The sequence below is a fragment of the Pseudoalteromonas sp. S4741 genome, assembly GCF_005886135.1.
GTDB lineage: Bacteria > Pseudomonadota > Gammaproteobacteria > Enterobacterales > Alteromonadaceae > Pseudoalteromonas > Pseudoalteromonas tetraodonis.
In genome coordinates this window covers 21,966-46,984 of sequence record NZ_PNCN01000089.1, presented here as the reverse complement: position 1 = coordinate 46,984, position 25,019 = coordinate 21,966, and the positions used below count along the sequence as shown (strand labels likewise).

The following is a 25,019-nucleotide window of genomic DNA, read 5'->3' as shown; positions in this document are numbered from 1 at the left end:
TATATAGCGTCCTTTTTTGTTATTCGCTTAACTGATTACTTAACGGGTCAGCTCACCACGCAGGTTATCTTGCATTAAATGGCGAATTGTTTCGATTTCTAGGTTTTGACTAAACAAGTAATGCAGTTTAGTTAAGCATGCTTCTAAGGTCATATCGTAACCGCTGATCACGCCTATGTTTAACAGTGCATTACCCGTGGCATAACCGCCCATGTTCACTTGGCCTTTTAAACATTGGGTTAAATTAGTAATAATAACACCCCGCTTACTTGCTTCATCCAGAATATCTAAAAACTCAGGGTCTTGTGGCGCATTGCCTACGCCAAAGCTTAGCAGTACGAGGGCTTTAATATTGCCATTAACTAAGCTTTTTACTACTTCTTTGCTGATCCCTGGGTATAAATACAGCACGCCAATAGCTTGCGGTGTAATAGGGGTAACTTGGAGTTCATTTTCTACATACGGGCTTAATTGCCCTTTGATCAGCTGAATATTAATACCTGAAAGCGCAAGCGGCTCTAAGTTAGGTGAGGCGAATGCATCAAACCCATCTGCATGGGCTTTAGTTGCACGATTGCCTCTGAACAACTGATTATTAAAAAATAAGCTGACTTCTGCAATGGGGTAGTTAGCCGCTAAATACATGGCATTAAGGAGGTTAACTTGACCATCTGAGCGTAATTGAGACAGCGGAATTTGTGAGCCGGTTACAATAATAGGTTTAGTTAAGTTTTCAAACATAAAAGATAGAGCTGATGCAGTATAGGCCATAGTATCGGTGCCATGTAGTACCACAAAGCCATCGTAATCTTGGTATTTACTTTTTATGTCATCGGCGATGAGTTGCCAATGAGTCGGTGACATATCTGAAGAATCTATAAGTGGGCAGTATTCATGAATATCAAATAATGGCATTTCTTCACGATTAAACTCTGCGTTATTAACCACGGTTTCGGTTAAAAACCCTTCAGCAGGAATATAGCCACGAATTGATTTTTTCATTCCTATGGTACCGCCAGTGTAAGCGATATAAATGCGTTTACGTTTCATAAAAAAGCCCAGTAAAAAAACTGGGCTTAGTATAACGCTAACTGCTAATCAATACAGCCTGTTAAGGCACTATTGTGCAACTGTACACTCTAAACAGCGGGCATAAACACCTTGTGGATCGTTATAATCTTTTAGGTTTTCTAGTTCACTGCTTAATTGTTTAATAACACTTTGCAGATTAGCTTGGCTGGCTAATACTGCTGTTTTTTGTGTTTCAAGCCCAAGTACTGATTTAACGGCGGCACTGCTGAAGATATCTTGAAGCATTTTTTCTTGTGGGCTAAGCGATTGCTTAATTGTTTTAACGTCATAATAGTTAAGCTTAGCAAGCTCAGCCGCTGCTTTAATCGCATCTTGTTTATTACCAAGTTTATCAACTAAACCAAGCTCTCGAGCTTGAGAGGCAATCCATACCCGACCTTGGGCAATTTTATCAACTTGCTCTGGGGTCATGTTACGTGCCTCAGCAACCACATCTAAAAAGCGTCCATACGCTTCTTCAACACTCATTTGAATAACTTTAGCCATTTTCTCGTTAAGTGGGCGAGTGATTGAAAAACCTGCTAATTCGGTGGTCGCTACGCCATCTGAATACACGCCTATTTTAGCTAGAGTATCTTCAAATGTCATAAAGGTACCAAATACACCAATTGAACCGGTAATTGTACTCGGTGCTGCCCAAATTTCATTGGCCGCCGATGCAATCCAATAACCGCCTGATGCAGCCACTGAGCTCATTGATGCAATAACGGGTTTACCAGCAGCTTTAAGTGCAAGTACTTCAGCACGAATTACTTCTGAGGCAAACATGCTGCCACCGCCTGAATCTATACGTAAAACCACCGCTTTAACCTTGTCATCAAGTCGGGCTTTGCGAAGGAGGGCTGCAGTTGAATCACCACCAATTTCACCAGCACGGCGTTCACCATCAACAATAGTGCCTTTAGCAACCACAACAGCGACTTTTTCAGTCATAGGGTTATCAAACTCAATAGGCGGTTTTACTAAACTTAAGTATTCACCAAAAGAGACTTGTTTAAATGTTTTTCCATCTTCATTTTCTCCAACCAATTCAATTAATTGTTGGCGAATTTGCTGATTGGTTTTTAATGAATCAACCCATTGGTTATCCAGTGCATATTTACCGGCATCACCATTAGCGGCTTGCATTTTAGCTAAATAAACATCCATTGTTTCATCAAAGTTTGACTCATCAAAAGGACGTACAGCACTAACGTCTTGCTTATATTCATTCCATAAAGCACCTAGCCATACGCGGTTAGCTTCTTTAGCTGCCTCTGACATATCGTTTCTGATAAACGGTTCAACGGCCGATTTAAAGGTACCTACACGAAATATATGCTGAGTGACTTCTAATTTTTCTAATGCGTCTTTGAAGTAAAGCGGGTACATACCGTAGCCTTCAATAAGCACACTACCATAAGGATGCATCGCAATTTCGTCTGCATGTGCGGCAATGTAATATTGTGCTTGGGTGTAGTAATACCCTGAGGCAATCACTTTTTTACCGGTTGCTTTAAATGTTTCAAGTGCCTGTGTAATTTGTTTGAGCTTATTTAAATGTGCTTTTGGCATTTCTTGTAAATCAAGCAAAATAGCGCTTATACGCGAGTCTTGTGCTGCTTGATTAATTACTTCAACTACATCGTCGAGCAATATTTCACTGGGTGAGTCAGCACTGGCCGTTGCATCATTAATAGCGGCTTCAACAGGGTCTATATAGGTTTTTTCTTCGACAATAGGGCCATTAAGGTTAAGTCTAAGAACAGAGCCCTCTTCGACAATAATTTTATCACCGTCACTTGATACCGATACGATAAAAATAACGACCAAAAATAAAAACAATACGTTGAGTATTAAACGACGTGAGAAGTTGATCCCCGTCCATATACCTTTAAATACCTTTGCTATCAAAATAGCTCCTTAAATTGGTACAGCTAAAACGTTATTGCCATCTTAGCGTAGAATATAAATAAATTTAACTGCTAAATCGTAACGAAACATTTATAAATTCAATTACACTTGAAATTAAACACGTGTTTATTTAATAAATAATTACTGAAATTATGGCTCTAGTCACTACTTTTAACTCACGCTATTGGTCAAGATAAACGCAGTCAACAGGTTTTAAGTTAAAAAATTATTAAGTTTAATCTGCTCATATATTGCTTATTGTTGGTCATTAAAGCAGAATTGACTAAATGCACACAGGTTAGACCAGTTATTGGGGCACAGGATGTTAGAACAAAAATTAGAACTAAAACACACACAACTACGCAACCGTTTAGTAATGGGATCAATGCATACCGGCCTCGAAGAGGGGTGGCATAATCGTAAACGCCTACGTGCTTTTTATGAAGCACGTGCTAAAGGTGGCACAGCAATGCTCATTACGGGGGGATATAGCCCTAATCTTCGCGGCAAGTTAACGCCTATTTCATCATCATTTAATAGTTATTATGATGTTTTTAAACACCGTGCTTATACACAAGCTGTTCATCAACATGGTGGTAAAATTTGCCTGCAGTTATTGCATGCTGGGCGCTATGCCTATCATCCATTCAATCAAGCCCCAAGTGCTATAAAAGCACCGATCAATCCCTATAAACCTAAGGCTATGTCTTTAAGTTCAATCAAAAAAACCATTAAAGATTTTGCTCACTCTGCATATTTAGCAGAAAAAGCAGGTTACGATGGCGTTGAGGTGATGGGCTCTGAAGGTTACTTAATTAATGAATTTATGGCACCGCATACAAACAAACGAGACGATGAGTTTGGTGGTAGTCTTGAAAATAGAATGCGTTTAGCTGTTGAGATTGTAAAAGCAGTAAGAGCTAAAGTTTCAGATAAATTTTTAATTATTTTTAGACTGTCTGTAATCGATTTAATTCCTAATGGCTCAACTCCTGAGGAAGTAACACAACAAGCTATTGCACTTGAAAAAGCAGGTGTTGATATTTTTAATACTGGCATTGGTTGGCATGAAGCACGGGTACCGACAATTGCAAGCATGGTACCCCCAGGCGCATTTAAAGAAGCGTCAAAGCGTTTGAAAGATGTTATTAGCGTGCCTGTTATTGCCGTAAACCGCATTAATACACCAGAGATTGCTAATGATATTTTAACGGCGGGTGAGGCTGATTTAATCTCTATGGCGCGCCCTTTACTTGCAGATCCCGAGTTTTTTAATAAATATCAAGCCAAGCGCTCTGAACATATTAATATTTGTATAGGGTGTAATCAGGGCTGTTTAGACCATGTATTTAAAGGTAAACGTGCTACGTGCTTAGTGAACCCACAAGCGGGTTTTGAACTTGATTACTCTCTAGAAAAAGCCGCAACAGCTAAAAATGTATTAGTGGTTGGAGCGGGTCCTGCTGGGCTTTCTTCAAGTTGCTACTTAGCGCAAAAAGGTCACAATGTAACGCTTATTGACCAAAAGCAGCATATGGGTGGGCAGTTTAATTTAGCAATGCAGATACCAGGTAAAGAAGACTTTAACCATACATTGGCTTATTTTACCAATGAACTTAAGCGTTTAAACGTCACCGTTGAATTAGGCAAAGCATTTGATGACGGTATGCTAAGCCAGTTTGATGATGTGGTTTTTGCCACGGGTGTAAGGCCACGTGAAGCCTCTATAGAATGTAGTGATGACAAACGTGTTTTTGCCTACGATGAAGTCATTCGCGGTGAGGTTGAACTTGGTAATTCGATTGCGATTTTAGGCGCAGGCGGTATAGGTTTTGATATGGTGGCATTTTTAAGTGAACATAAATCACAAAGTATCAGCGACTTTAAAACCCAGTGGGGAATAGAGTGCGATGCTCAGCCTCATAAAGATGAGCGTCAACTTTATATGCTTAAACGCAGTGAAGGGCGCTTTGGTGGTGATTTAGGCAAAACAACCGGTTGGATACATCGTCAAGTTGCTAAACAACATGGCGTTAAGCAAATTGCCAATTGCCAGTACCATCGTTTTGATAAAAACGGCCTAACTATCAGTGTTGCTGGCGAAACGCAAGTATTGCCAGTTGATACTGTGATTGCTTGTATTGGGCAAGTGTCTAATAACGAACTATTTAAGGCGCAAGCAGAGAATGCCAAGGTTCATGTTATTGGTGGCGCTAAACTAGCAGCGGCTATTGATGCCAAGCGCGCTATATTCGAAGCCTTACAAGTTGCACGCAGTATCTAATATGCAATTTAAGTAAGTACACGGGTCTGATTATTTTTTAAAGGTAGTTAACTTATAATCAGACCCTTATATTGTTGTTTTTTACCTTACCCCATTCCTTGTATAGCTAATAAATACGCTATTACGATTTTCAATGGTGTCTCGGCTACAACGCTTAACTGGCAAAATTAAATCTATAAAGCCTCTCATTAGTTCGACCTAATTATTTATACCAATTCGCTTAATTAAGTGATCTATTTTGAGGCTGGAAAAACGTGTTGATAGCTAGGCAAAAAATTTGCTATTTAGTTGTTCTAAATGAGATTTTTTTAACACAGATAGCGACACGTTTAGCCCCGTAAAATGATTAAGTATTATTGCGGATTGGTATTACACGCAAAAGGCGAGCGCCACTTTGTAATGGCACAAATACACGGCTATTTGGGTTGCGATATTATTTGTGTGCTTTTTAACCTAGGTACTTTCTTGATAAGCAAATAATAACAGCGGGGTGCCCATTATATTTTAACCTAAGGGTTTCAATGGTATGCTGTTGTTTTGTCTTTTGAGTAATTATAATGGATGCTATTGAGCTTTTATTAACCCGCCAGTCAGATGCAAAACTGACAGAGCCAGGCCCTAATGAAGAACAACTAAACATTATTCAGCAGGCTGGGCTCAGAGTTCCCGATCATGGCTGTATTGCGCCTTGGCAATATATTATTGTTCAAGGGGATGCACGTCATAAGTTGGGTGAAATTTATTATCAAAGCGCTTTGGCCGAGCAGCAAGCTGAAAAAGTAATTAATCGTGCTAAAGAGTTACCCCTTAGAGCACCCATGATCATTATTGCCATTGCAAAATATCAACAACATCCAAAAGTACCAAGAATAGAACAAGTTCAAAGTGCAGGCTGTGGCGTGCTGGCTATGCAACAAGCCGCATTTGCACAAGGGCTTGGCGGTATTTGGCGCACAGGATACTTTGCACAAAGCCCCAGTGTTAAACAAGCGCTTAACTTAAACAATGATGATGAAATAGTGGGTTATTTGTATTTAGGGACGCCAGCAGTTGAGTGTAAAAAGTCACCGCGCCATAAACCAGAAAACTATTTTAGTTTTTTGTAGCAATAGGATGAACTTTTTATATTCAACATAGTCATAATTTATTAAGTTAATCGTGTTACACTACCGCGGTTAATATTGTAGCTGCGAGAAGCGCACGGAAGCACCATACGCAATAAATCTTCTTCAGTTTGTTTTTTAATCGGTTGTTTTTTGGTAATGTATGGAAAGTCTTACCAATAATAACGATAAAGAAGACGAAAATGATGGGAAATTTATTTTTACGTGAAAAAGAAAACTGGTTTGCTTGGTCAATCTGGGGTGTTGTTGGCGCGCTTGCGACATTTTATGTTGCAATGAATACACAAGCAGCTCATTTTATTGCTGCAACTGCGATGGGTGTCCTAGTACTGCTAACATGGTGGATGCAACAGTCTCGACGATTTGATTTTGGCAGAGCCTTTAAAATATGCTGCTATGTTCTATTATTCACCGTCCTACCTTCGTTTGTGTTAGTTGTGATCCCAAGTGATGATTTAAACCGCTTCGATTTAATATTTCAAAGTATTGCATTTTTAACTGCCAGCTTACTGGTGTGTTTAGTATGTTCTTGGATTGCCCGCAGACCTAAACAATATTACTAGGGTTTATGACTATCCTGATTAATATTTAACTATTTAACCGGTTTTAGTAAAATAGGGCTTTACAAGCTAAGCGTATGATCTTATTATGCGCGCCGTACGGAGAGATGGCAGAGTGGTCGAATGCACCGGTCTTGAAAACCGGCAGGGGTTTATAGCCCCTCTAGGGTTCAAATCCCTATCTCTCCACCATTATTTAAAAAACCGCCTTATTGGCGGTTTTTTGCTATCTGGAGCTTTATTATGTCACAGTCCCCGGAGTTATCCTTTTCTAAACGTTTACTTAAGCACATCCTGCTATGGACTGTGTTTGGTTATTGTTACCAAAGTGCCATATCGTTATTACAAAAAATGGCCATTGATGCATACCCAGATAATGCGCTGATGATGACTTTCTTATATGGCATCGGGTTTAATCTTTTATCCGGGCATTTAATCACAAAATACGATCATTTTTGGCCAGTGTGGGGCGCGTTTTACATTGGCATTATCGGTTTGGTGGCTGTGCCTCTTTTGTTGATCGGCGTGGCTGGATTGTTGCCGATGAGCTTACTTGTTGGAATTTTGCTCAGTTTACCTGTATGTACCTTTGCTATTGGTTTAATTAAAGAAAAACTCAATAAAAACTAGCCCCAAACGGCTTTTGTTTTGTGATAGCATATACGGGTCTTTTAACTAACAAAACGTGAATAACACATTATGTCAGATAATTTTACTACAGATGCTGAAAAAGCAAGTTACGGTATTGGCTTACAAATGGGTGAGCAACTTAAGGCTAACCCTTTTGAAGGTTTAAACTTAAATTCAGTATTTGAAGGCATGAAAGATGCGTATGCAGGCAGTGCTTTTCAAGTAGAGATCCCTGAGATCCAAGCTGCATTTGAGAAAATCAACGAAGAGATCCAAGCTCGTCGTGAAGAAGAAGCTAAAGTATTGGCTGCTGAAGGTATTGCATTTTTAGAAGAAAACGCAAAACGTCCTGAAATCACAGTCACTGAGTCAGGTCTTCAGTACGAAGTACTTGCTACAGGTGAAGGCGAAAAGCCAACTGCAGAGTCTACAGTACGTGTTGATTACCACGGTACTTTAGTAAACGGTACTGTTTTTGATAGCTCATACGAGCGCGGTCAACCTGCTGAATTCCCAGTAGGTGGCGTGATCAAAGGTTGGACTGAAGCATTACAAATGATGCCAGTAGGTACTAAATGGCGTTTATACGTTCCTCATGAGCTTGCTTATGGTGAACGTGGTGCCGGTGCTGCAATCGCACCTTACTCAACACTTGTATTTGACGTTGAGTTACACGCTATTCTTTAATTAGAATTTAGTTATAAAAAAACCGCATTCATTATTTTGAATGCGGTTTTTTATTGTCTGATTAAAAATGAACGCGCTTTAAAAGTAGCCTCTAACGCCAAATTGGAAGTTACGCCCAGGAAGAGGTGCCGTATCTTTAATAAATGAACTATGCACGAAACCAAGCTCATCCGTAATATTATCAACACTTAAGTAGAGCTGTGTATCCACTGCACCTAAATCAAGCTGATAATTGGCTTGTAAATCAATTAATGTATAGCCATCCGTTGCCGTTTCGTAAGCACTAATATCATTTTGCTCAAAGTAATGGGTTCCTGTTAAGGTAAATTGCGCATTACCTAGGGTATATTGTAGTTCTGAGCCCAATTTATTGGCAGGGATACGTGGTAAATTACCTTCATTATCTTTTAGTTTGGCACGAGTAGAGTCACCAAATACTTTTACCATGGCGCTGGGGTTTATTTGATAATGTGCATCAAATTCAAAACCATAAAGCTGCGCATCTTTACTGGTAAATTGATAAACATCAATTGCATCGCTGTGTCCATTGGCAGCAGACTCAAAGCCATCCATCTCATCAAACACTAATCCGGTGTTTTGTTGATAATAAAAGTTTTTAATATCGTTATAGAAAAAGTTGACGGTGTAGCCAAAGTCACCGCTAAAACGACGTAAACTAATATCAAAATTGGTAGAGGTTTCTTGTTTAATTTCTTCAGGTTCAAAATGCGCTTCGGCCCCTTCAATATGATAGCCCAAACCAAGCTCGTAAGTACCTGTGGCAACATGCAAACCATTAGAGAGTAATTCAGCTGAAAGTGGCGCACGCTCTGAATGTGATAAGCTAACGGCTAGGTTGTGACTTGGCATATACTCCCAAATCGCACCGGCTGAGGCACTTACATTAGTAAAGCTTTGGGTGTAGTTAATAGTCTCATCTGCCGATACAGGTTGTTCATCATGGCTGTGCTGATGTATATCTACATCACTTTTGATATCATAATCTTCTAGGCGGGCGCCAAGCTCTACGGTGACATCGCCAAATGTGCGTTCTTCAAGTAAATATAACGCATGAGTGGTAGTGACACTTGCAGGCGTAAACGCTTCTTCGCCAATTGCATCGTAATCAGATTCACTATAGTGATAGCCAATCATGCCATGCCATTGGCCTAACTGATGCTCTACATTTAAACGTGCTTCAGTGGTTTCGTTACTAAATGTGGTGCCAATCGCGCCATCTTCAATTTCACTGTGCGTATAGTCGGTGTAGCCAAGACGAAGGTTAATAGATTCAATCCAGTTATCATGAAATGCATAACTTACCAGTCCTTGCCAACGATCTTGCTCTAAATGAGCATAAACGGGAGTTTCTATATGTTCTTCATCCGCATGATCTTCATGATCGCCTTCTTCTTGATGGGCATGACCGTGATCATGTGAATGCCCAGGAATGCCATAATCTGTTTCAATATTGCCGTATGAAAAGCCAACAGTAAAATGCTCACCGACATAGCTGGTACCAAAGTTTACTGTTTCACTGTCGATAAAGGTATTTTCAACTGAAGTGGCTGTTTCTTCATCGCCCTCAATGTGTACTTCACCTGCTTCATGTTCATCCGGTAGGTTAAAGCGAGGCGTTTGATAATCATCACCACTGCGTTTGGTGCCATCAAAATGAAAATTAAAGTTATTGCTGCCTGTTTCTAATTTTGCAGCATAGGTGTTCGCATTTGAAACGGTATCGTGTGTGTATTGCGCCGCTCCCGAGAGTGTGTCAGTATTATTGGTTGGAATACGGTTATCAACCACATTTACCACACCACCAATCGCACCAGAGCCATAAAGTAGGGTGCTTGGGCCTCGTAGTACTTCAATTTGTTCAGCGGCTAAGCTATCACTTGATGTTGCGTGATCTGGACCAATACGTGATGCATCACTGCTATCTAAACCGTTTTGAGTAATTTTAACACGAGGACCACCTAGGCCACGAATAATCGGACTTGAAGAGACAGGGCCGAAATAACTCGCGTTTACTCCTGGTATTCCTTTAAGTGTTTCACCGAGGGTCGGTTTCGCTTTATTTTTTAGTTCATCCCCTGATAGTACGCTTACAGGTGAAATCATTTCTAAGCTATTTTTATGCAGTGCCGAGGCATACACAACTACAGTTTCAACCGAAGACGGCTTTAATGTAACAGTAATTGTATCGTCTACATTCTCAAGTGATATACGTGAATCGATGTAGTTATCTTTACTAATATGTAATTGGCTTTTAGCATCTATGTCGATGCTAAACTGACCTTGTTCATTGCTTTTCACGCTTTGTGACTTTCCATGAACATGAATTGTGGCATTGGCAATGGGTTGCATTTTTGTATCTGTTACTGTGCCGTTAATCGTTGCTGCTAGGGCAGAGTGAGAACATAAAACAGACAGTAGCGCTGAGGATATGAGTGTTAGCTTAGTCATAATTACTTCGAATCGTGGTTGTTATGTTGTGATATAATATAACACTACAAAATTAAGCTATCAACAATGTTATACTATAACTTTAAAATTTGCGTTTAATAACACAATAGAGCGATAAATTTAATCTAGCACGGTATTATTACAGTCAAATTTAAGAGCGACTGTCTATCATTAGTATGTCTAACTTTTTTTGTGCTTTAAAATGATTTTGTTTATCGACAGGTTCAAGCATTGCACAGTCATCGTTTATCATTTCTGAAATTAAACTTGGGTAGTGTCGGCAATCTTGAGGACGGTCATGATAAATACTGCAAGTATATTTATCTTTTTCTTCAGGAGATGCTCTATAGGCAAGCTCTAAAAATGGGCATTGCGTTAATTGCTCACCCGTTGTTGGGTCAAACCATAATTTATCGTTTTTAACGTATTGAAATATTTTAGGGTTGAATAACGCCCACATTTCAATTTCATCCTGATTTGTATCTAAATCTGCCGCACCATATTCAGTGCAGCATTTACCGCATTGATTGCAATTTTGCATAGGATAGGTATTTACTATTGCGACTTAAATTAAGTGTTAAGTGTAGCACTGTAATATCCAGGTTTTTAAATTAAACCTCTGTTTTTATCGCTTATAATACTTTTGTAACAACGCAGCGCTTAATAATAATGTACTATTAGGGAATAAATTTCGAATACGATGTCTTTAATAAGTCAAAAAAGGCGCGTCAATAAGGTAGCGAGTAATTATGAATACTAAAGTATACAAAGCGGTTCACGATTTGGCGGAAAAGCTGATGGCAGCGGCTAATAAAAATGATACTAAACAGTTTGAATCTTTATATGCTGAGCTAAAAGCTATTTGTATAGAAAACGAAAATACAGCGAAAGATCACCCTGTTCAGTGGGAAACATTAGCAGATTTTACCGAAGAGCTAGAAGAAGCTATCGAGACTTACGAAAAAGCGTTACAGAAGTCGATAGAAATTAATAACAAAGATCATATGTCGTCTGTTGCCTTTTCTATGGCTACTTTACAGCTTGAGCTGGGTGATAAAGAAGCGGCAATTAAAAATCTGCAAGATGCTAAAATCAGTGCGAATAAAATTGAAGACAAAGAATTAAAATCAGAGATCCATGAGTTATTAGAATCATTGGTTGAAGAAGAAGGTTAGACAACTTTATAGCCATTATTAATAATCAGCGTCAGTAATAATACCATTGGCGCTTTTTTTTGATAAAAGCAAATTCTGCGTCATTAAATGTTTATGCTTAAATTAAGTCACTAAGCAATTTTTTGGAGAAAACATGCTAGCGCAAATAGAACAATGGATTGATAAAACGAATAGCGAGTAGTTGATCAAAGAATATGTTGTGATACATTTGTTACCGAGTTTGATGGCTTTACCCGCATGAATTTTTGAAAACTGCATTTTATGTGGTTGTTGAACACATTCCTAAGCCTGACTTTGCTGGTTTACGTGAAATTGGTTTAAGCGATTTTATTGACATGGATGTAGCAGGGATCACCTATAAAGACACTTATTACATATTACCCATGTTGCGCGTAATTTAAGAGTGCATTTTCATGAGCTGGCTCATGTCGTTCAATGGCGCGAGCTCGGTGCTCACGCTTTTATTATGTGCTACATCAATGAAATCCAAACCTGTGGTTATGATGATACTCCGCTTGAAAAAATGGCCTATAAACTTGATGCGCACTTTACCAGCAATGGAAATAAATTTAATATTCCTGACTATATTACTCAACAGCTTTAGTTAATAAATATTATAAAAGGAATTTATATGTCGCGCTTTATTCTCTATCCGCTTGTTTTACTTGCCTTTGATGTAAAGGCAGCCGATTTTAATCATGATATTGTCAACGCATTGATCCATAGAACAACGCAACAAGTAACTTACGATGGCGCCTATCATAGGCTTGAATACCCTGGTGGCGATGTGCCCGCTAATATTGGTGTGTGTACTGATGTTATAATTAGATCGTATCGACAGCTTGGTATAGATTTACAAAAGTTAGTTCATGAAGACATGCAGAATAATTTTCGTGCATATCCTTCTAAGCGTATTTGGGGATTAACCAAGCCAGATAAAAACATTGATCATCGACGTGTACCTAACTTACAGGTTTATTTTGAGCGGCATGCACAAGTGTTAACTAAATCGCTTAATGCAGCAGAATATAAAACCGGTGACATAGTCACTTGGATGCTGCCAGGCAATTTACCGCACATAGGTATGGTTGTTAATCAAATATCGCAGGACAGTGGTCACCCGCTTATTGTGCACAATATTGGTCGCGGACCTGAAATGAGCGATATGCTTTTTGCTCATACAATTACGGGTCATTACCGATTTGTACCTACTGCCTATTCAGAGTAAATAACACGGCTATAATCGTGATTACTTGAGTAATAATTGCAGCAAACAGGTAAGTGAATAAAGTGAACTGTTAGGCATTACACTGTGTGGTTTGTTAACCTCAATGCTAGTTACTTTAAATTAATACTGATATCACCATTGGGCTTGCAGCAACACAACAGTATTTCACCATCACGCACAAAGGCTAATGGTTCTTCATTGTAATTTACTTCACCAGAGACAAGCGTAGCACGACACGCACCACAATATCCCTCACGGCACTGGTAAGCAGCATCAATTTTATTCGATTCTAAGCAGTGTAAAAGAGAAGGGCAGCCAGCGGTAAAATCTAAGCACTGGCTGTTATCTGCAAGCGTGACACTTGCAGTGGTTCTATCAGTCATTATAAATCAAAGTCACCAAATTCAGCTGCATCAACCTGTGAATCAATTTGACCTACAAGGTATGAGCTAATTTCCGCTTCTTGTGGAGCAACTTGCACGTTATCAGAAACAAGCCATGAGTTGATCCATGGAATAGGGTTACTGTTATTATCAAACTGTGCTGGTAAACCAATAGCAGTCATGCGTGCATTGGTAATGTATTCAACATACTGACATAAAATATGTTTATTTAAGCCAATCATTGAACCATCTTTAAACAGGTACTCTGCCCATTCTTTTTCTTGCTCTGCAGCGTCAACAAACATTTTGATTGCTTCTTCACGGCACTGTGCAGCAACAATTGCCATTTCAGGGTCGTCTTTGCCATCTTGCATAATATTTAAAATATGCTGAGTGCCTGAAAGGTGAAGCGCTTCATCACGGGCAATAAGCTTAATAATTTTAGCATTACCTTCCATTAGCTCACGCTCTGCAAACGCAAATGAACACGCAAAACTCACGTAAAAGCGAATGGCTTCTAATATGTTCACTGACATCATCGCCAGGTATAATTTCTTTTTCAGCTCGAATAGGTTAACTACAACGGTTTCACCATTAATGTCATGTTTGCCTTCACCGTAAAGGTTGTAAAGCGACACTGAGTTAATTAAATCGTCGTAATAAGTGGTTACGGCATCGGCACGTTCACTAATTTTGTCATTGCTAACAATGTCGTCAAAGATGAGTTCAGGCGCTTGGGTTACGTTACGAATAATATGTGTGTATGAGCGGCTGTGAATGGTTTCACTAAACGCCCATGTTTCAATCCATGTTTCAAGCTCAGGAATTGACACAATTGGCAATAGTGCAACGTTAGGCGAACGGCCTTGAACACTATCAAGCAACGTTTGGTATTTTAAGTTACTTAAAAAGATATGCTTTTCGTGATCAGGAAGCGCTTGAAAGTCTAAACGGTCTTTACTTACGTCAACTTCTTCAGGACGCCAAAAGAAAGACAATTGTTTTTCAATCAGCTTTTCAAAAATAGGGTATTTTTGTTGATCGTAACGTGACACGTTAACGGTTTGACCAAAAAACATTGGCTCTTGCATTTGGTTATTATGATTTCTGCTAAAAGTAGTATAAGACATGTTTATCACTCAAAAAACTATCACTAAAACTGTCAGGACAAAGCGGGCAAGGCGCCCGCTTTAAGTTTAACTATTAAATTTTACACGCGCCGCCTGCACAATCATCATCTTCCACTTCTGGAGCGTCTTCTTGTGCATCTGATGCGCCATCACGGGTGTTATGGTAGTACAGTGTTTTAACACCTAGCTTGTAGGCACCAAGTAAGTCTTTTAATAAGACTTTCATCGGTACTCTACCGCCTTCGTATTTATTTGGATCATAATTAGTATTCGCTGAAATCGTTTGGTCGATAAATTTCTGCATTATGCCTACTAATTGTAAGTAACCATCGTTAGATGGGATATCCCACAGTAACTCATAGCTATCTTTAAGGCGTTCGTACTCAGGAACAACTTGCTTTAAAATACCGTCTTTACTTGCTTTAACACTAATATGGCCACGTGGTGGCTCAATGCCATTGGTTGCATTAGATATTTGCGATGATGTTTCTGATGGCATTAATGCGCTCAGTGTTGAGTTACGCATACCGTGCTCTTTAATGCTGGCACGTAACGTATCCCAATCAAGGTGCAGTGGCTCATCACAAATTTTATCTAAATCACGCTTGTACGTATCCGTTGGCATAATACCTTGTGAGTACGTTGTTTCGTTAAATTTAGGACACGCTCCACGCTCTTTTGCCAGCTCATTAGAGGCTTTCATTAGGTAGTACTGAATCGCTTCAAATGTTTTGTGCGTAAGCGCATTTGCGCTGCCATCTGAATAACGCTTACCGTTTTTAGCTAGGTAGTATGCGTAGTTAATAACGCCTATGCCAAGCGTACGACGTCCCATAGTGGCATTTTTGGCTGCAGGTACTGGGTAGTCTTGAAAATCAAGTAGGTTATCAAGTGCGCGTACTGCAAGCTCAGCTAACTCTTCTAGTTCATCTAAAGACTCAATGGCACCTAAGTTAAACGCAGATAATGTACAAAGTGCAATTTCACCTTCTTCATCATTCACGTTGTTAAGAGGCTTAGTTGGTAACGCAATTTCTAAACATAAGTTAGATTGACGGATCGGAGCCACTTTTGAGATAAACGGACTGTGTGTATTACAGTGGTCAACGTTTTGTAAGTAAATACGACCCGTGCTAGCACGTTCTTGAGCAAACATAGAGAACAGCTCAATCGCTTTAATTCGTTTTTTACGAATTGACTCGTCTTGCTCATATTTTACATATAGCGCGTCAAACTCGTCTTGGTCTTCAAAAAATGCATCGTAAAGGCCAGGCACGTCAGAGGGGCTGAATAACGTAATGTAATCGTCTTTAATTAAACGTGAGTACATGAGTTTATTAAACTGTACGCCGTAATCTAAGTGACGTACGCGGTTATCATCAACACCACGGTTGTTTTTAAGCACTAATAAGTTTTCAACTTCTAAATGCCAAAGCGGGTAGAAAAGGGTTGCTGCGCCACCACGTACACCGCCTTGCGAACAGCTTTTAACCGCTGTTTGAAAGTGCTTATAAAACGGAATACAGCCAGTGTGATACGCTTCACCGTTACGAATAGGGCTACCTAGTGCACGAATACGACCTGCATTAATACCAATACCAGCACGTTGAGAAACGTATTTAACAATTGCTGATGATGTAGCATTAATTGAGTCTAAGCTATCGCCACATTCAATAAGTACACATGAGCTAAACTGACGCGTTGGCGTACGTACACCCGACATAATTGGCGTAGGTAAAGAAATTTTAAATAATGAAACCGCATCATAAAAACGTTTGATGTAATCAATACGTGTCTCACGAGGGTAATCAGCGAATAAGCTTGCAGCCACTAAGATATATAAAAACTGCGCGCTTTCGTAAATTTCACCCGTTACACGGTTTTGAACTAGGTATTTACCTTCAAGCTGTTTTACTGCTGCGTAGCTAAAGTTAAGATCGCGAGAATGATCTAAGTACGCATCTAGCTCATCTAATTCTTGCTCTGTGTAATCAACGAGTAAATGTGCATCGTAGCGTTTTTGTTCAACCATGTTAGTAACATGGTCAAAAAGACGCGGTGGCTCAAACTGGCCATAGGCTTTTTTACGTAAATGGAATACAGCTAAACGAGCAGCAAGATACTGATAATCAGGCGATTCTTTAGAAATCTGATCCGCAGCGGCTTTGATAATCGTTTCGTGGATGTCTTTAGTACGAATACCGTCATAAAATTGAATATGCGATTTAAGTTCAACTTGTGAAACCGAAACGTTATTTAAACCTTCGGCGGCCCATTCAATAACGCGATGGATCTTGTCTAGATCAAGCGGCTCTTTACGGCCGTCACGTTTGCTTACAGATAACTGTTGGTTCATAGTTTTGCCTGTATTCCTTGGGAATTAAATATTTTTGACCAATGAGTGCACTTAAAATGCCTAGTGCCTATTCTTTTATTGTTATTTATACCGCTTAGGTAAATTTAATTGAATAACATTTAGCCACAATATCTGGTGTTGTTCAAATTAGAGATCACAAGATAGTGTGGTCTGTGATCTTTTGCAAGGGACAGAAACCGCTCTCATTGTGGATAACGTTGGGATAACGTAATTGTGTTAGTAGGCATTAACCTTTGATCATTCGGTTAAGTTGAAATTTGTAAAAATCAACTAAGGAAAGATTAAATTTACGCTTTTTAAAAATAAATTTTGTCTGCTTTTTTTATCATCAAGCTTTGCGTAAAAACTAACACAATCACAATATGTAGTGTTTATTAATTAACATGGCACTATATGTGGTTAAAAGCATCTATAGGGCTATGCCAATTAAAATCTGCATTCCAAGCCAGTGCTTCGTCTACACTCGGTACATATCCCCACAGTGCGGTAGCGGTGTGCATATTCGCAGCTTTTCCTGCTTGTATGTCCCGCTGTGCATCACCTATATATAGGCAACGCGAAGGATCAACACTCATTTGCTCAGCACAATGTAATAAAGGAAGGGGTGAAGGCTTAGATTCTGCTAAGGTATCACCGCTTATCACAATTTGCGCACTCTTTAACGCAGGAATGGCCCTGACTAAAGGATCGGTTAAAAAACCAGGCTTATTTGTCATAATGCCCCAAGGTATTCCTTTATTATCAAGTGCAATGAGTAGTTGCTCTATACCAACAAAACATTGGGTATGGGTGGCAATATTGGCAGCGTAGTGTGCAACTAGCTCTGCTAAAAGTTGCTCTTGCGGTTGTTGCGCCCAGCCTTCTTTAAAACCAGCAGCAAGTAAGGCTGCTGCGCCATTTGAAGCTGCGGGGCGATATATATCACTGCCTACTTGGTGTTGTTTATGATTATGCAGCACACTATTAAGTGCAGCGCCTAAATCATCAGCGGTATCAAGTAAAGTGCCATCTAAGTCAAACAGCAGTGCTTGATATTCAATTGGGCTAGCAGGTGTTTGCGAGCTTGCCATTACACTAACTTCTCAAAATGCAGCATATAATTTACGCTTACATCATCATTCATTGTGTATTGCTTAGAAAGCGGGTTATAACTTAAACCAGCACTGGCACGTACTTTTAAGCCAGCTTGCTCTGCCCATGCAATTAATTGTGCAGGTTTAATAAACTTTTTATGGTCATGGGTACCTTCAGGGACCATTTTTAACAGTTTTTCAGCACCGACAATAGCGTATAAGTAAGCTTTTGGGGTTTTATTAAGAGTAGAGAAAAAAACATCGGCCCCAGGTTTTGCTAATTTAGCGACCGCATGAATAATAGAAGCGGGGTCGGGGACGTGCTCTAACATTTCCATGCAAGTGATCACATCAAAGCGCTCAGGGTGCTCATCAGCAAATTGTTCTGCAGGTACTTTTATATATTCAACGGGGACACTTGTTTCTAAGCTGTGTAACTTGGCGACAGTTAAAGGCTCCTGCCCCATATCGATACCTGTTACGTTTGCGCCCATTCGTGCCATGCTGTGACTTAAAATACCGCCACCACACCCAACATCGAGGGTTTCTTTATCAAATAATCCTTTGGTTTTGTCTGCGATAAAATCTAATCGCAATGGATTAATTTCGTGTAAGGGTTTAAATTCGCCTTCTAAATCCCACCAACGCTCTGCGATGGCTTCAAACTTTGCTATTTCTGCGTTATCTACATTTTGATGTTCGGTCATAAAATACTTCCTCGTCAATCTGAGGCCATTATATAGGCCTAAATTGATAAATCGCAAAGTTTTGCGCCTGTAAATTAAAATTAATTGTGATAGCATGGCTGCTTAGAAATAATAACAAACACTCTTAATACCTAATACTGGGTTGTTAAGAGCTGATACTGAAGGAATGTGATATCAAATGACTGATCTCGCCAATGAAATTCTGCCAGTCAATATTGAAGACGAGTTAAAAAACTCCTACTTAGATTACGCCATGAGTGTAATTGTAGGACGTGCATTACCAGACGTACGTGACGGTTTAAAACCTGTTCACCGCCGCGTCTTGTTTGCAATGAACGAGCTTAGTAATGACTGGAACAAGCCTTACAAAAAATCGGCCCGTGTGGTCGGTGACGTAATCGGTAAATACCACCCACACGGCGACAGTGCAGTTTATGACACCATCGTACGTATGGCTCAGCCATTCTCTCTTCGTTATATGTTAGTTGATGGTCAGGGTAACTTTGGTTCGGTTGATGGTGATTCAGCAGCGGCAATGCGTTATACAGAAGTACGTATGGCAAAAATGTCGCACGAATTATTAGCCGATCTTGAAAAAGAAACGGTTGATTTTGTGCCTAACTACGATGGCACAGAGCAAATTCCTGATGTATTACCGACTAAAATACCTAACCTGTTAGTTAATGGTTCGTCAGGTATTGCTGTTGGTATGGCGACAAATATTCCGCCACATAACTTAACAGAAGTAGTGAATGGCTGTTTAGCGCTTATTCAAAACCCTGAGTTAACCATTACCGAGTTAATGGATTATATTCCTGGGCCTGATTTCCCAACTGCGGCAATTATCAACGGTAAAAAAGGCATTGAACAAGCTTATCAAACCGGTCGCGGTAAAGTGTACATGCGTGCGCGTGCTGAGATTGAAACCGATGAGAAAACCGGCCGTGAAACAATTATTGTTCATGAAATCCCTTACCAAGTTAACAAAGCTCGTTTGATTGAAAAAATCGCAGAGCTAGTTAAAGATAAAAAAATTGAAGGGATCAGCGCATTACGTGATGAATCAGATAAAGACGGTATGCGTATCGTTATTGAGATCAAACGTGGTGACGTAGGTGAAGTTATTCTAAACAACCTTTATTCGCAAACTCAGTTACAAACTGTGTTTGGTATGAATATGGTTGCGTTAATTAATAACCAGCCCAAGTGTTTCAACTTAAAAGAAATGCTTGAAGAGTTTATTATTCACCGCCGTGAAGTTGTTACCCGTCGTACGGTATTTGATTTACGCAAAGCTCGCGACCGTGCACATACGCTAGAAGGTTTAGCGATTGCACTGGCAAACATTGACCCAATTATCGAACTTATTCGTAAGTCGCCTACGCCCGCTGAAGCAAAAGTTGCACTAACAGCGCGTCCTTGGGAATTAGGTAATGTTAAAGCCATGCTTGATAAAGCAGGTGAAGACAATGTTGCCCGCCCAGATTGGTTAGCAAGCGAACTGGGTATTCGTGATGGTCAGTATTATATTTCTGAGCAGCAAGCCCAAGCAATATTAGACTTACGTTTACACAAACTTACTGGTCTTGAGCACGAAAAAATTCTTACCGAATATCAATCGTTACTCGACCTAATTGCCGAACTATTATTAATTTTGGCAAGTCCGGAACGTTTAATGGAAGTTATTCGTGACGAGTTAGTTGAAATTAAAGAGCAATATGGTGATGATCGCCGCACTGAAATTAATGCCGCTGCACACGATATAAGCCTTGAAGATTTAATCAACGAAGAAAACGTAGTTGTTACGCTTTCACACGAAGGGTACGTTAAGTACCAAGCGTTAAGTGATTACGAAGCCCAGCGTCGTGGTGGTAAAGGCAAGTCAGCAACTAAGATGAAAGATGAAGATTTCATTGAACGTTTATTGGTTGCCAATACGCACGATACTATTCTTTGTTTCTCTACAGCGGGTCGTTTATATTGGCTTAAAGTATACCAGTTGCCACTTGCCAGTCGTGCAGCGCGCGGTAAGCCAATTGTTAACTTATTACCACTTGAAGCAGATGAACGTATTACTGCAATCCTGCCAGTACGCGATTATGAAGATGATAAATACATCTTTATGGCGACGGCGTTCGGTACGGTTAAGAAGACGCCATTAACGGCATACAGTCGTCAACGTGCAAGCGGAATCATTGCGGTTAACTTAAACGAAGGTGATAGCTTAATCGGTGTTGATATTACCGATGGCAGCAACGAAATTATGTTGTTCACTGATGCGGGTAAAGTTGTTCGCTTTAAAGAGGCTGAAGAAACGGCTGTCGTTGATGAAAATGGTAACCCAGTACTAGACGAAGAAGGCAAACCTGAAATCCGTTTCAAAGGTGTACGTCCTATGGGCCGAACTGCAACGGGTGTTCGTGGTATTAAGATGCCAGACGATCAGCGTGTTGTATCACTTATTGTACCAAAGAATGATGGCGCAATATTAACAGTGACAGAAAATGGTTACGGCAAGCGTACTCAACTTGAAGATTACCCATCGAAGAGTCGTGCAACACAAGGTGTTGTATCAATCAAAGTGAGTGAGCGTAACGGTGCTGTTGTTGGTGCTGTACAGGTTGATGACAACGACGAAATAATGATTATTTCGAATCGTGGTACCTTAGTACGTACTCGCGTTAATGAAGTTTCTACGGTTGGACGTAACACCCAAGGTGTTATTTTGATCAGAACTATTGACGAAGAGCAAGTAGTTGGTTTACAACGTATCGAAGAGATTGAAGTGACTGAAAGTGACTTAGTTGATATCGAAGACGTTGAAACAGTAGATACAGTTATTGATGAAGTGGCGGATGACAATCCTCCTTCAGAATAATTAGATTGAAAAAAGCGGCCTTGGCCGCTTTTTTTATATGGTTGAAAAAAACTAAAGACACTTGAATTAGTTTAATTCAAGTTAAACAGTAAATTACTGGAATGAGGAAAAGGTAATGAGTATATATAATTTTTGTGCAGGCCCTGCAATGTTACCACCGGCTGTAATGCAAAAAGCACAAAAAGAGTTTTTAGACTGGCAAGGGCTTGGCGTTTCAGTGATGGAAATGAGCCATCGCAGTAAAGAATTTTTAGCATTAACGGCTAAGTGTGAAGCTAGTCTGCGTCGTTTAATGAATATTAGTGATGAGTTTGAAGTGCTGTTTATGCACGGCGGCGGTCGAGGACAATTTAGTGCCGTGCCTTTAAACCTCCATGTTGATGGAAAAAAAGCGGTGTATTGTGAGAACGGCGTGTGGTCAAAAAGTGCAACCAGCGAAGCCGATAAGTTTACAAATACACACGCTGTTGATGTGCGCAATGATGATAACGGCCTGTTTTCTATTAAGCAGGTAGCCGATTGGGTTTTACCTGCAGATGCGTCTTACATTCACTATTGCCCGAATGAAACCGTAGACGGCCTTGAAATATTTGATGTACCCAGTCATCCAACGGCGCCGATTGTGGCCGATATGTCATCGACTATTTTATCGCGCGAAATCGACGTTAATAAATTTGATTTAATCTACGCGGGTGCACAAAAAAATATCGGTCCGTCGGGCATTGCTATTGTGATTGTTCGCAAAACGCTACTTGAGCGTGAAGGGCTCGCTAAGCCGGGTATTTTAGATTACGCCCTTGAGGCAAAACAAGGCAGCATGTTTAATACACCGCCTACTTTTGCGTGGTACCTAGCAGCCGAAGTATTTGAATGGCTAGAGCAAAATGGTGGCGTCAAAGCAATGGAAGCACAAAATATTGCTAAAGCTAAGCTGCTTTATGACTTTATTGATGAATCGCCTTTTTATACCAATAAAGTAGCGCCGCATTGTCGCTCTCGTATGAATGTACCATTTTGGTTAAATGATGAAAGCTTAAACGAAAAGTTTGTAACGCAATCTAAAGAAGCCGGTTTACTTGCCCTAGAGGGGCACAGAATAGTGGGTGGTATGCGTGCTAGCATTTATAATGCTATGCCACTTGAAGGTGTACAAGCATTGGTAGATTTTATGGCGGCCTTTGCTAAGGAGCACAGCTAATGGAACAACTACGCTTAGAGCCAATTTCTCGTGTTAATGGCAGTGTTACTCTACCTGGGTCTAAAAGCCTATCAAATCGTATTTTATTATTAGCTGCGCTGGCTCAAGGGACTACCGTTGTAGAGAACCTGCTTGATAGCGATGATATTCGCCATATGCTAGGTGCATTAAAATTATTAGGTGTTAATGTAGCCCTTAATGATGATCGTACTGTGGCAACTGTGGAAGGGGTCGGCGGTGTATTTAAAACGCCCAATGAGCCATTATTTTTAGGAAATGCAGGCACTGCGTATCGTCCTCTAACTGCGGTACTTGCTGCAGTATCTGGTGAATATGAATTAATAGGCGAGCCGCGCATGGAAGAGCGCCCTATAGGGCATTTAGTTGATGCTTTACAAGCGCTCGGGGGGGATGTTAGTTATTTAAAAAATAAAGATTACCCACCACTTAAAATTATCGGTGGGCAAATAGCCGGCGGTGAGGTCGAAATTGGCGGCAGTATTTCAAGTCAATTTTTAACGGCGCTGCTCATGGCTGCGCCGTTATTTAAAGGCGATACACACATTAAAATTAAAGGCACCTTAGTCTCTAAGCCTTATATTGATATTACTCTGGATGTGATGGCGCGCTTTGGTGTGGCTGTTGAGCATGATAATTACACCACGTTCTTCGTTAAAGGTGCTCAGCAATACCAAGCTGTTGAGCGCATAATGGTTGAAGGTGATGCTTCATCGGCTTCTTATTTTATTGCTGCTGCAGCAATTGCCGGTGGCGAAATAGAAATTAAAGGCGTCGGCGCTAAATCAGTTCAAGGTGATATTGGCTTTGCTAAAGTGATGGAGCAGGTCGGTGCCAAAATTGATTGGTATGACGAGCGTTTAGTTGTTCGTAAAGGTGAGCTTAACGGTATTGATATTGATGCTAATGCTATACCTGATGCTGCAATGACCCTGGCGACTGTTGCCTTGTTTGCAAAAGGGCCAACCGCTATTCGTAATATTTATAACTGGCGGGTAAAAGAAACTGACCGTTTACATGCGATGGCCACCGAGCTTAAAAAAGTAGGGGCTAACGTGGTTGAAGGGCACGACTTTATTGAGATCACACCGCCAAAACATTTTAATAATGTGGCTGTAGATACCTACGACGATCACCGTATAGCCATGTGCTTTGCAATGGTAGCGGTAGGGGGCAAGCCCATAACGATTAACGATCCGGCTTGTACTTATAAGACATTCCCAAAATTTTTCAAAGTGTTAGCATCTGTCAGTAAATAAGCTATTTATAAGTATTTATAAAAAGTTACATACTAAAAGCGGATAATCTTTATTAATTGGCGTATAATGTGGCGGTTTATTTTGGTGTGCATTGAAGGAGGTTTTAAATGCCGGCGTTATTAATGCCCGTAATCACCGTAGATGGCCCAAGTGGTTCTGGTAAAGGAACTGTTTGTCGCCTATTGGCTGAAAAATTAGGCTGGGATGTGTTAGATAGCGGAGCAATTTATCGCGTACTATCACTTGCAGCACTTCATCACCAAATTGCTTTAGATAACGAGGAAGCACTTGTCCCACTAGCTGCAAATCTTGATGTGCAGTTTTTGATAGACAATGACACTAATGCAGGAAAGATTATTTTAGAAGGCGAAGATGTCACAACCACTATTCGAAATGAAGAAGTAGGTGCTGCAGCGTCTAAAGTAGCCGCATTACCGCGTGTTCGAGAAGCGTTGCTTCGCCGCCAGCGTGCGTTTAGAACAGAAAACGGTTTAATTGCCGATGGCCGCGATATGGGCACTGTGGTATTTCCAGATGCGCCATTAAAGATATTTCTAACCGCAAGTGCAGAAGAACGTGCTCGCAGACGTTTTGTTGAGTTGAATGAGCGCGGGCTTGATGTTACACTAAGTGGTCTATTACAGGACATTCAAGCACGTGATGATCGCGATATGAATCGTGCCGTTGCGCCGCTTGTACCTGCAGAGGATGCGATTGAGCTTGATACTAGCGAGCTTAACGCTCAGCAAGTGTTTGATAAAGTTATAACTTTATTAGATGCGAGCATCTCAGAAGGTAAGCTTCCTAAACGAAGCTAAATACATTTTATGCACCAGCAGGATGCCAGTGCTATT

Annotated in this window: 20 protein-coding genes, 1 tRNA gene and 1 pseudogene; 13 read left to right on the top strand and 9 right to left on the bottom strand. The window is 40.3% G+C overall.

Annotated elements, in window-relative coordinates; genetic code table 11:
* Nucleotides 1-39: 39 nt before the first annotated feature.
* Both ansA and sppA read right to left on the bottom strand, forming a co-directional pair.
* Nucleotides 40-1,050: an asparaginase gene (gene ansA / locus CWC30_RS12980; RefSeq protein ID WP_036982799.1), complete on the bottom strand. Its 1,011-nt coding sequence runs from the start codon at nucleotides 1,048-1,050 to the stop codon at nucleotides 40-42.
* Nucleotides 1,051-1,119: 69 nt separating this feature from the next.
* Nucleotides 1,120-2,985, bottom strand: coding sequence for a signal peptide peptidase SppA (gene sppA, locus CWC30_RS12975; RefSeq protein WP_138627295.1), 1,866 nt, complete (start codon nucleotides 2,983-2,985; stop codon nucleotides 1,120-1,122).
* 322 nt (nucleotides 2,986-3,307) lie between these two features.
* On the opposite strand from sppA, the gene CWC30_RS12970 reads away from it, so the two are divergent.
* From CWC30_RS12970 to bamJ, 6 genes are all read left to right on the top strand, one after another.
* On the top strand, nucleotides 3,308-5,269 hold the full coding sequence (locus tag CWC30_RS12970; RefSeq protein ID WP_138627294.1) for an oxidoreductase: 1,962 nt from the start codon (nucleotides 3,308-3,310) through the stop codon (nucleotides 5,267-5,269).
* Nucleotides 5,270-5,826: 557 nt separating this feature from the next.
* Nucleotides 5,827-6,375 carry an NAD(P)H nitroreductase gene (locus CWC30_RS12965; protein WP_036982794.1) on the top strand — a complete coding sequence of 183 codons (549 nt, stop codon included), beginning with the start codon at nucleotides 5,827-5,829 and terminating at the stop codon, nucleotides 6,373-6,375.
* A 203-nt stretch (nucleotides 6,376-6,578) separates the two neighbouring features.
* Nucleotides 6,579-6,956 carry a hypothetical protein gene (locus CWC30_RS12960; protein WP_024601029.1) on the top strand — a complete coding sequence of 126 codons (378 nt, stop codon included), beginning with the start codon at nucleotides 6,579-6,581 and terminating at the stop codon, nucleotides 6,954-6,956.
* A gap of 98 nt (nucleotides 6,957-7,054) precedes the next feature.
* Nucleotides 7,055-7,145: transfer RNA gene (locus CWC30_RS12955), tRNA-Ser, on the top strand.
* Between the two features lie 114 nt (nucleotides 7,146-7,259).
* A complete protein-coding gene (locus CWC30_RS12950) occupies nucleotides 7,260-7,583 on the top strand; it encodes a hypothetical protein (protein ID WP_138627297.1) in 324 nt (107 codons plus the stop codon).
* A gap of 69 nt (nucleotides 7,584-7,652) precedes the next feature.
* The gene (bamJ, locus tag CWC30_RS12945) at nucleotides 7,653-8,270 is read left to right on the top strand and encodes a BamJ family beta-barrel-assembly machinery protein (protein WP_008112467.1); all 618 of its coding nucleotides are present in this window, start codon (nucleotides 7,653-7,655) and stop codon (nucleotides 8,268-8,270) included.
* Between the two features lie 78 nt (nucleotides 8,271-8,348).
* Here bamJ and CWC30_RS12940 read toward each other — a convergent pair whose 3' ends face one another.
* Both CWC30_RS12940 and CWC30_RS12935 read right to left on the bottom strand, forming a co-directional pair.
* Nucleotides 8,349-10,739: a TonB-dependent receptor gene (locus CWC30_RS12940; protein ID WP_138627293.1), complete on the bottom strand. Its 2,391-nt coding sequence runs from the start codon at nucleotides 10,737-10,739 to the stop codon at nucleotides 8,349-8,351.
* 151 nt (nucleotides 10,740-10,890) lie between these two features.
* Nucleotides 10,891-11,280: a YkgJ family cysteine cluster protein gene (locus tag CWC30_RS12935; RefSeq protein ID WP_138627292.1), complete on the bottom strand. Its 390-nt coding sequence runs from the start codon at nucleotides 11,278-11,280 to the stop codon at nucleotides 10,891-10,893.
* 208 nt (nucleotides 11,281-11,488) lie between these two features.
* Between CWC30_RS12935 and CWC30_RS12930 the strand changes: the two genes are divergently transcribed.
* From CWC30_RS12930 to CWC30_RS12920, 3 genes and pseudogenes are all read left to right on the top strand, one after another.
* Entirely contained in the window at nucleotides 11,489-11,914 is a 426-nt protein-coding gene (locus tag CWC30_RS12930) for a tetratricopeptide repeat protein (protein WP_008112472.1), read from the top strand.
* 133 nt (nucleotides 11,915-12,047) lie between these two features.
* Nucleotides 12,048-12,518 (top strand): annotated as a pseudogene (locus CWC30_RS12925) (hypothetical protein).
* A 27-nt stretch (nucleotides 12,519-12,545) separates the two neighbouring features.
* Nucleotides 12,546-13,142 carry a DUF1287 domain-containing protein gene (locus CWC30_RS12920; RefSeq protein ID WP_138627291.1) on the top strand — a complete coding sequence of 199 codons (597 nt, stop codon included), beginning with the start codon at nucleotides 12,546-12,548 and terminating at the stop codon, nucleotides 13,140-13,142.
* A 110-nt stretch (nucleotides 13,143-13,252) separates the two neighbouring features.
* On the opposite strand, the gene yfaE is transcribed toward CWC30_RS12920, so the two are convergent.
* From yfaE to ubiG, 5 genes are all read right to left on the bottom strand, one after another.
* Nucleotides 13,253-13,525 carry a class I ribonucleotide reductase maintenance protein YfaE gene (gene yfaE, locus CWC30_RS12915; protein WP_013464872.1) on the bottom strand — a complete coding sequence of 91 codons (273 nt, stop codon included), beginning with the start codon at nucleotides 13,523-13,525 and terminating at the stop codon, nucleotides 13,253-13,255.
* Nucleotides 13,525-14,655, bottom strand: a complete 1,131-nt coding sequence (gene nrdB / locus CWC30_RS12910; RefSeq protein ID WP_013464873.1) for a class Ia ribonucleoside-diphosphate reductase subunit beta — start codon at nucleotides 14,653-14,655, stop codon at nucleotides 13,525-13,527. The genes yfaE and nrdB overlap by 1 nt, the downstream gene beginning before the upstream one ends.
* A 73-nt stretch (nucleotides 14,656-14,728) precedes the next feature.
* Nucleotides 14,729-17,011, bottom strand: a complete 2,283-nt coding sequence (gene nrdA / locus CWC30_RS12905) for a class 1a ribonucleoside-diphosphate reductase subunit alpha (protein WP_036982784.1) — start codon at nucleotides 17,009-17,011, stop codon at nucleotides 14,729-14,731.
* A gap of 410 nt (nucleotides 17,012-17,421) precedes the next feature.
* The gene (locus tag CWC30_RS12900; protein ID WP_138627290.1) at nucleotides 17,422-18,102 is read right to left on the bottom strand and encodes an HAD family hydrolase; all 681 of its coding nucleotides are present in this window, start codon (nucleotides 18,100-18,102) and stop codon (nucleotides 17,422-17,424) included.
* Nucleotides 18,102-18,812 carry a bifunctional 2-polyprenyl-6-hydroxyphenol methylase/3-demethylubiquinol 3-O-methyltransferase UbiG gene (ubiG, locus tag CWC30_RS12895; RefSeq protein ID WP_033103487.1) on the bottom strand — a complete coding sequence of 237 codons (711 nt, stop codon included), beginning with the start codon at nucleotides 18,810-18,812 and terminating at the stop codon, nucleotides 18,102-18,104. Before ubiG ends, CWC30_RS12900 begins: the two co-directional genes overlap by 1 nt.
* A 178-nt stretch (nucleotides 18,813-18,990) precedes the next feature.
* Between ubiG and gyrA the strand changes: the two genes are divergently transcribed.
* The 4 genes from gyrA (at nucleotide 18,991) to cmk (ending at nucleotide 24,983) form a co-directional block, all read left to right on the top strand.
* Entirely contained in the window at nucleotides 18,991-21,690 is a 2,700-nt protein-coding gene (gene gyrA / locus CWC30_RS12890; protein ID WP_138627289.1) for a DNA topoisomerase (ATP-hydrolyzing) subunit A, read from the top strand.
* 115 nt (nucleotides 21,691-21,805) lie between these two features.
* Nucleotides 21,806-22,888 carry a 3-phosphoserine/phosphohydroxythreonine transaminase gene (serC, locus tag CWC30_RS12885; protein WP_069439426.1) on the top strand — a complete coding sequence of 361 codons (1,083 nt, stop codon included), beginning with the start codon at nucleotides 21,806-21,808 and terminating at the stop codon, nucleotides 22,886-22,888.
* Nucleotides 22,888-24,165 carry a 3-phosphoshikimate 1-carboxyvinyltransferase gene (gene aroA / locus CWC30_RS12880; protein WP_138627288.1) on the top strand — a complete coding sequence of 426 codons (1,278 nt, stop codon included), beginning with the start codon at nucleotides 22,888-22,890 and terminating at the stop codon, nucleotides 24,163-24,165. The genes serC and aroA overlap by 1 nt, the downstream gene beginning before the upstream one ends.
* A gap of 107 nt (nucleotides 24,166-24,272) precedes the next feature.
* Nucleotides 24,273-24,983, top strand: a complete 711-nt coding sequence (cmk, locus tag CWC30_RS12875) for a (d)CMP kinase (protein ID WP_069439428.1) — start codon at nucleotides 24,273-24,275, stop codon at nucleotides 24,981-24,983.
* Nucleotides 24,984-25,019 lie beyond the last annotated feature (36 nt).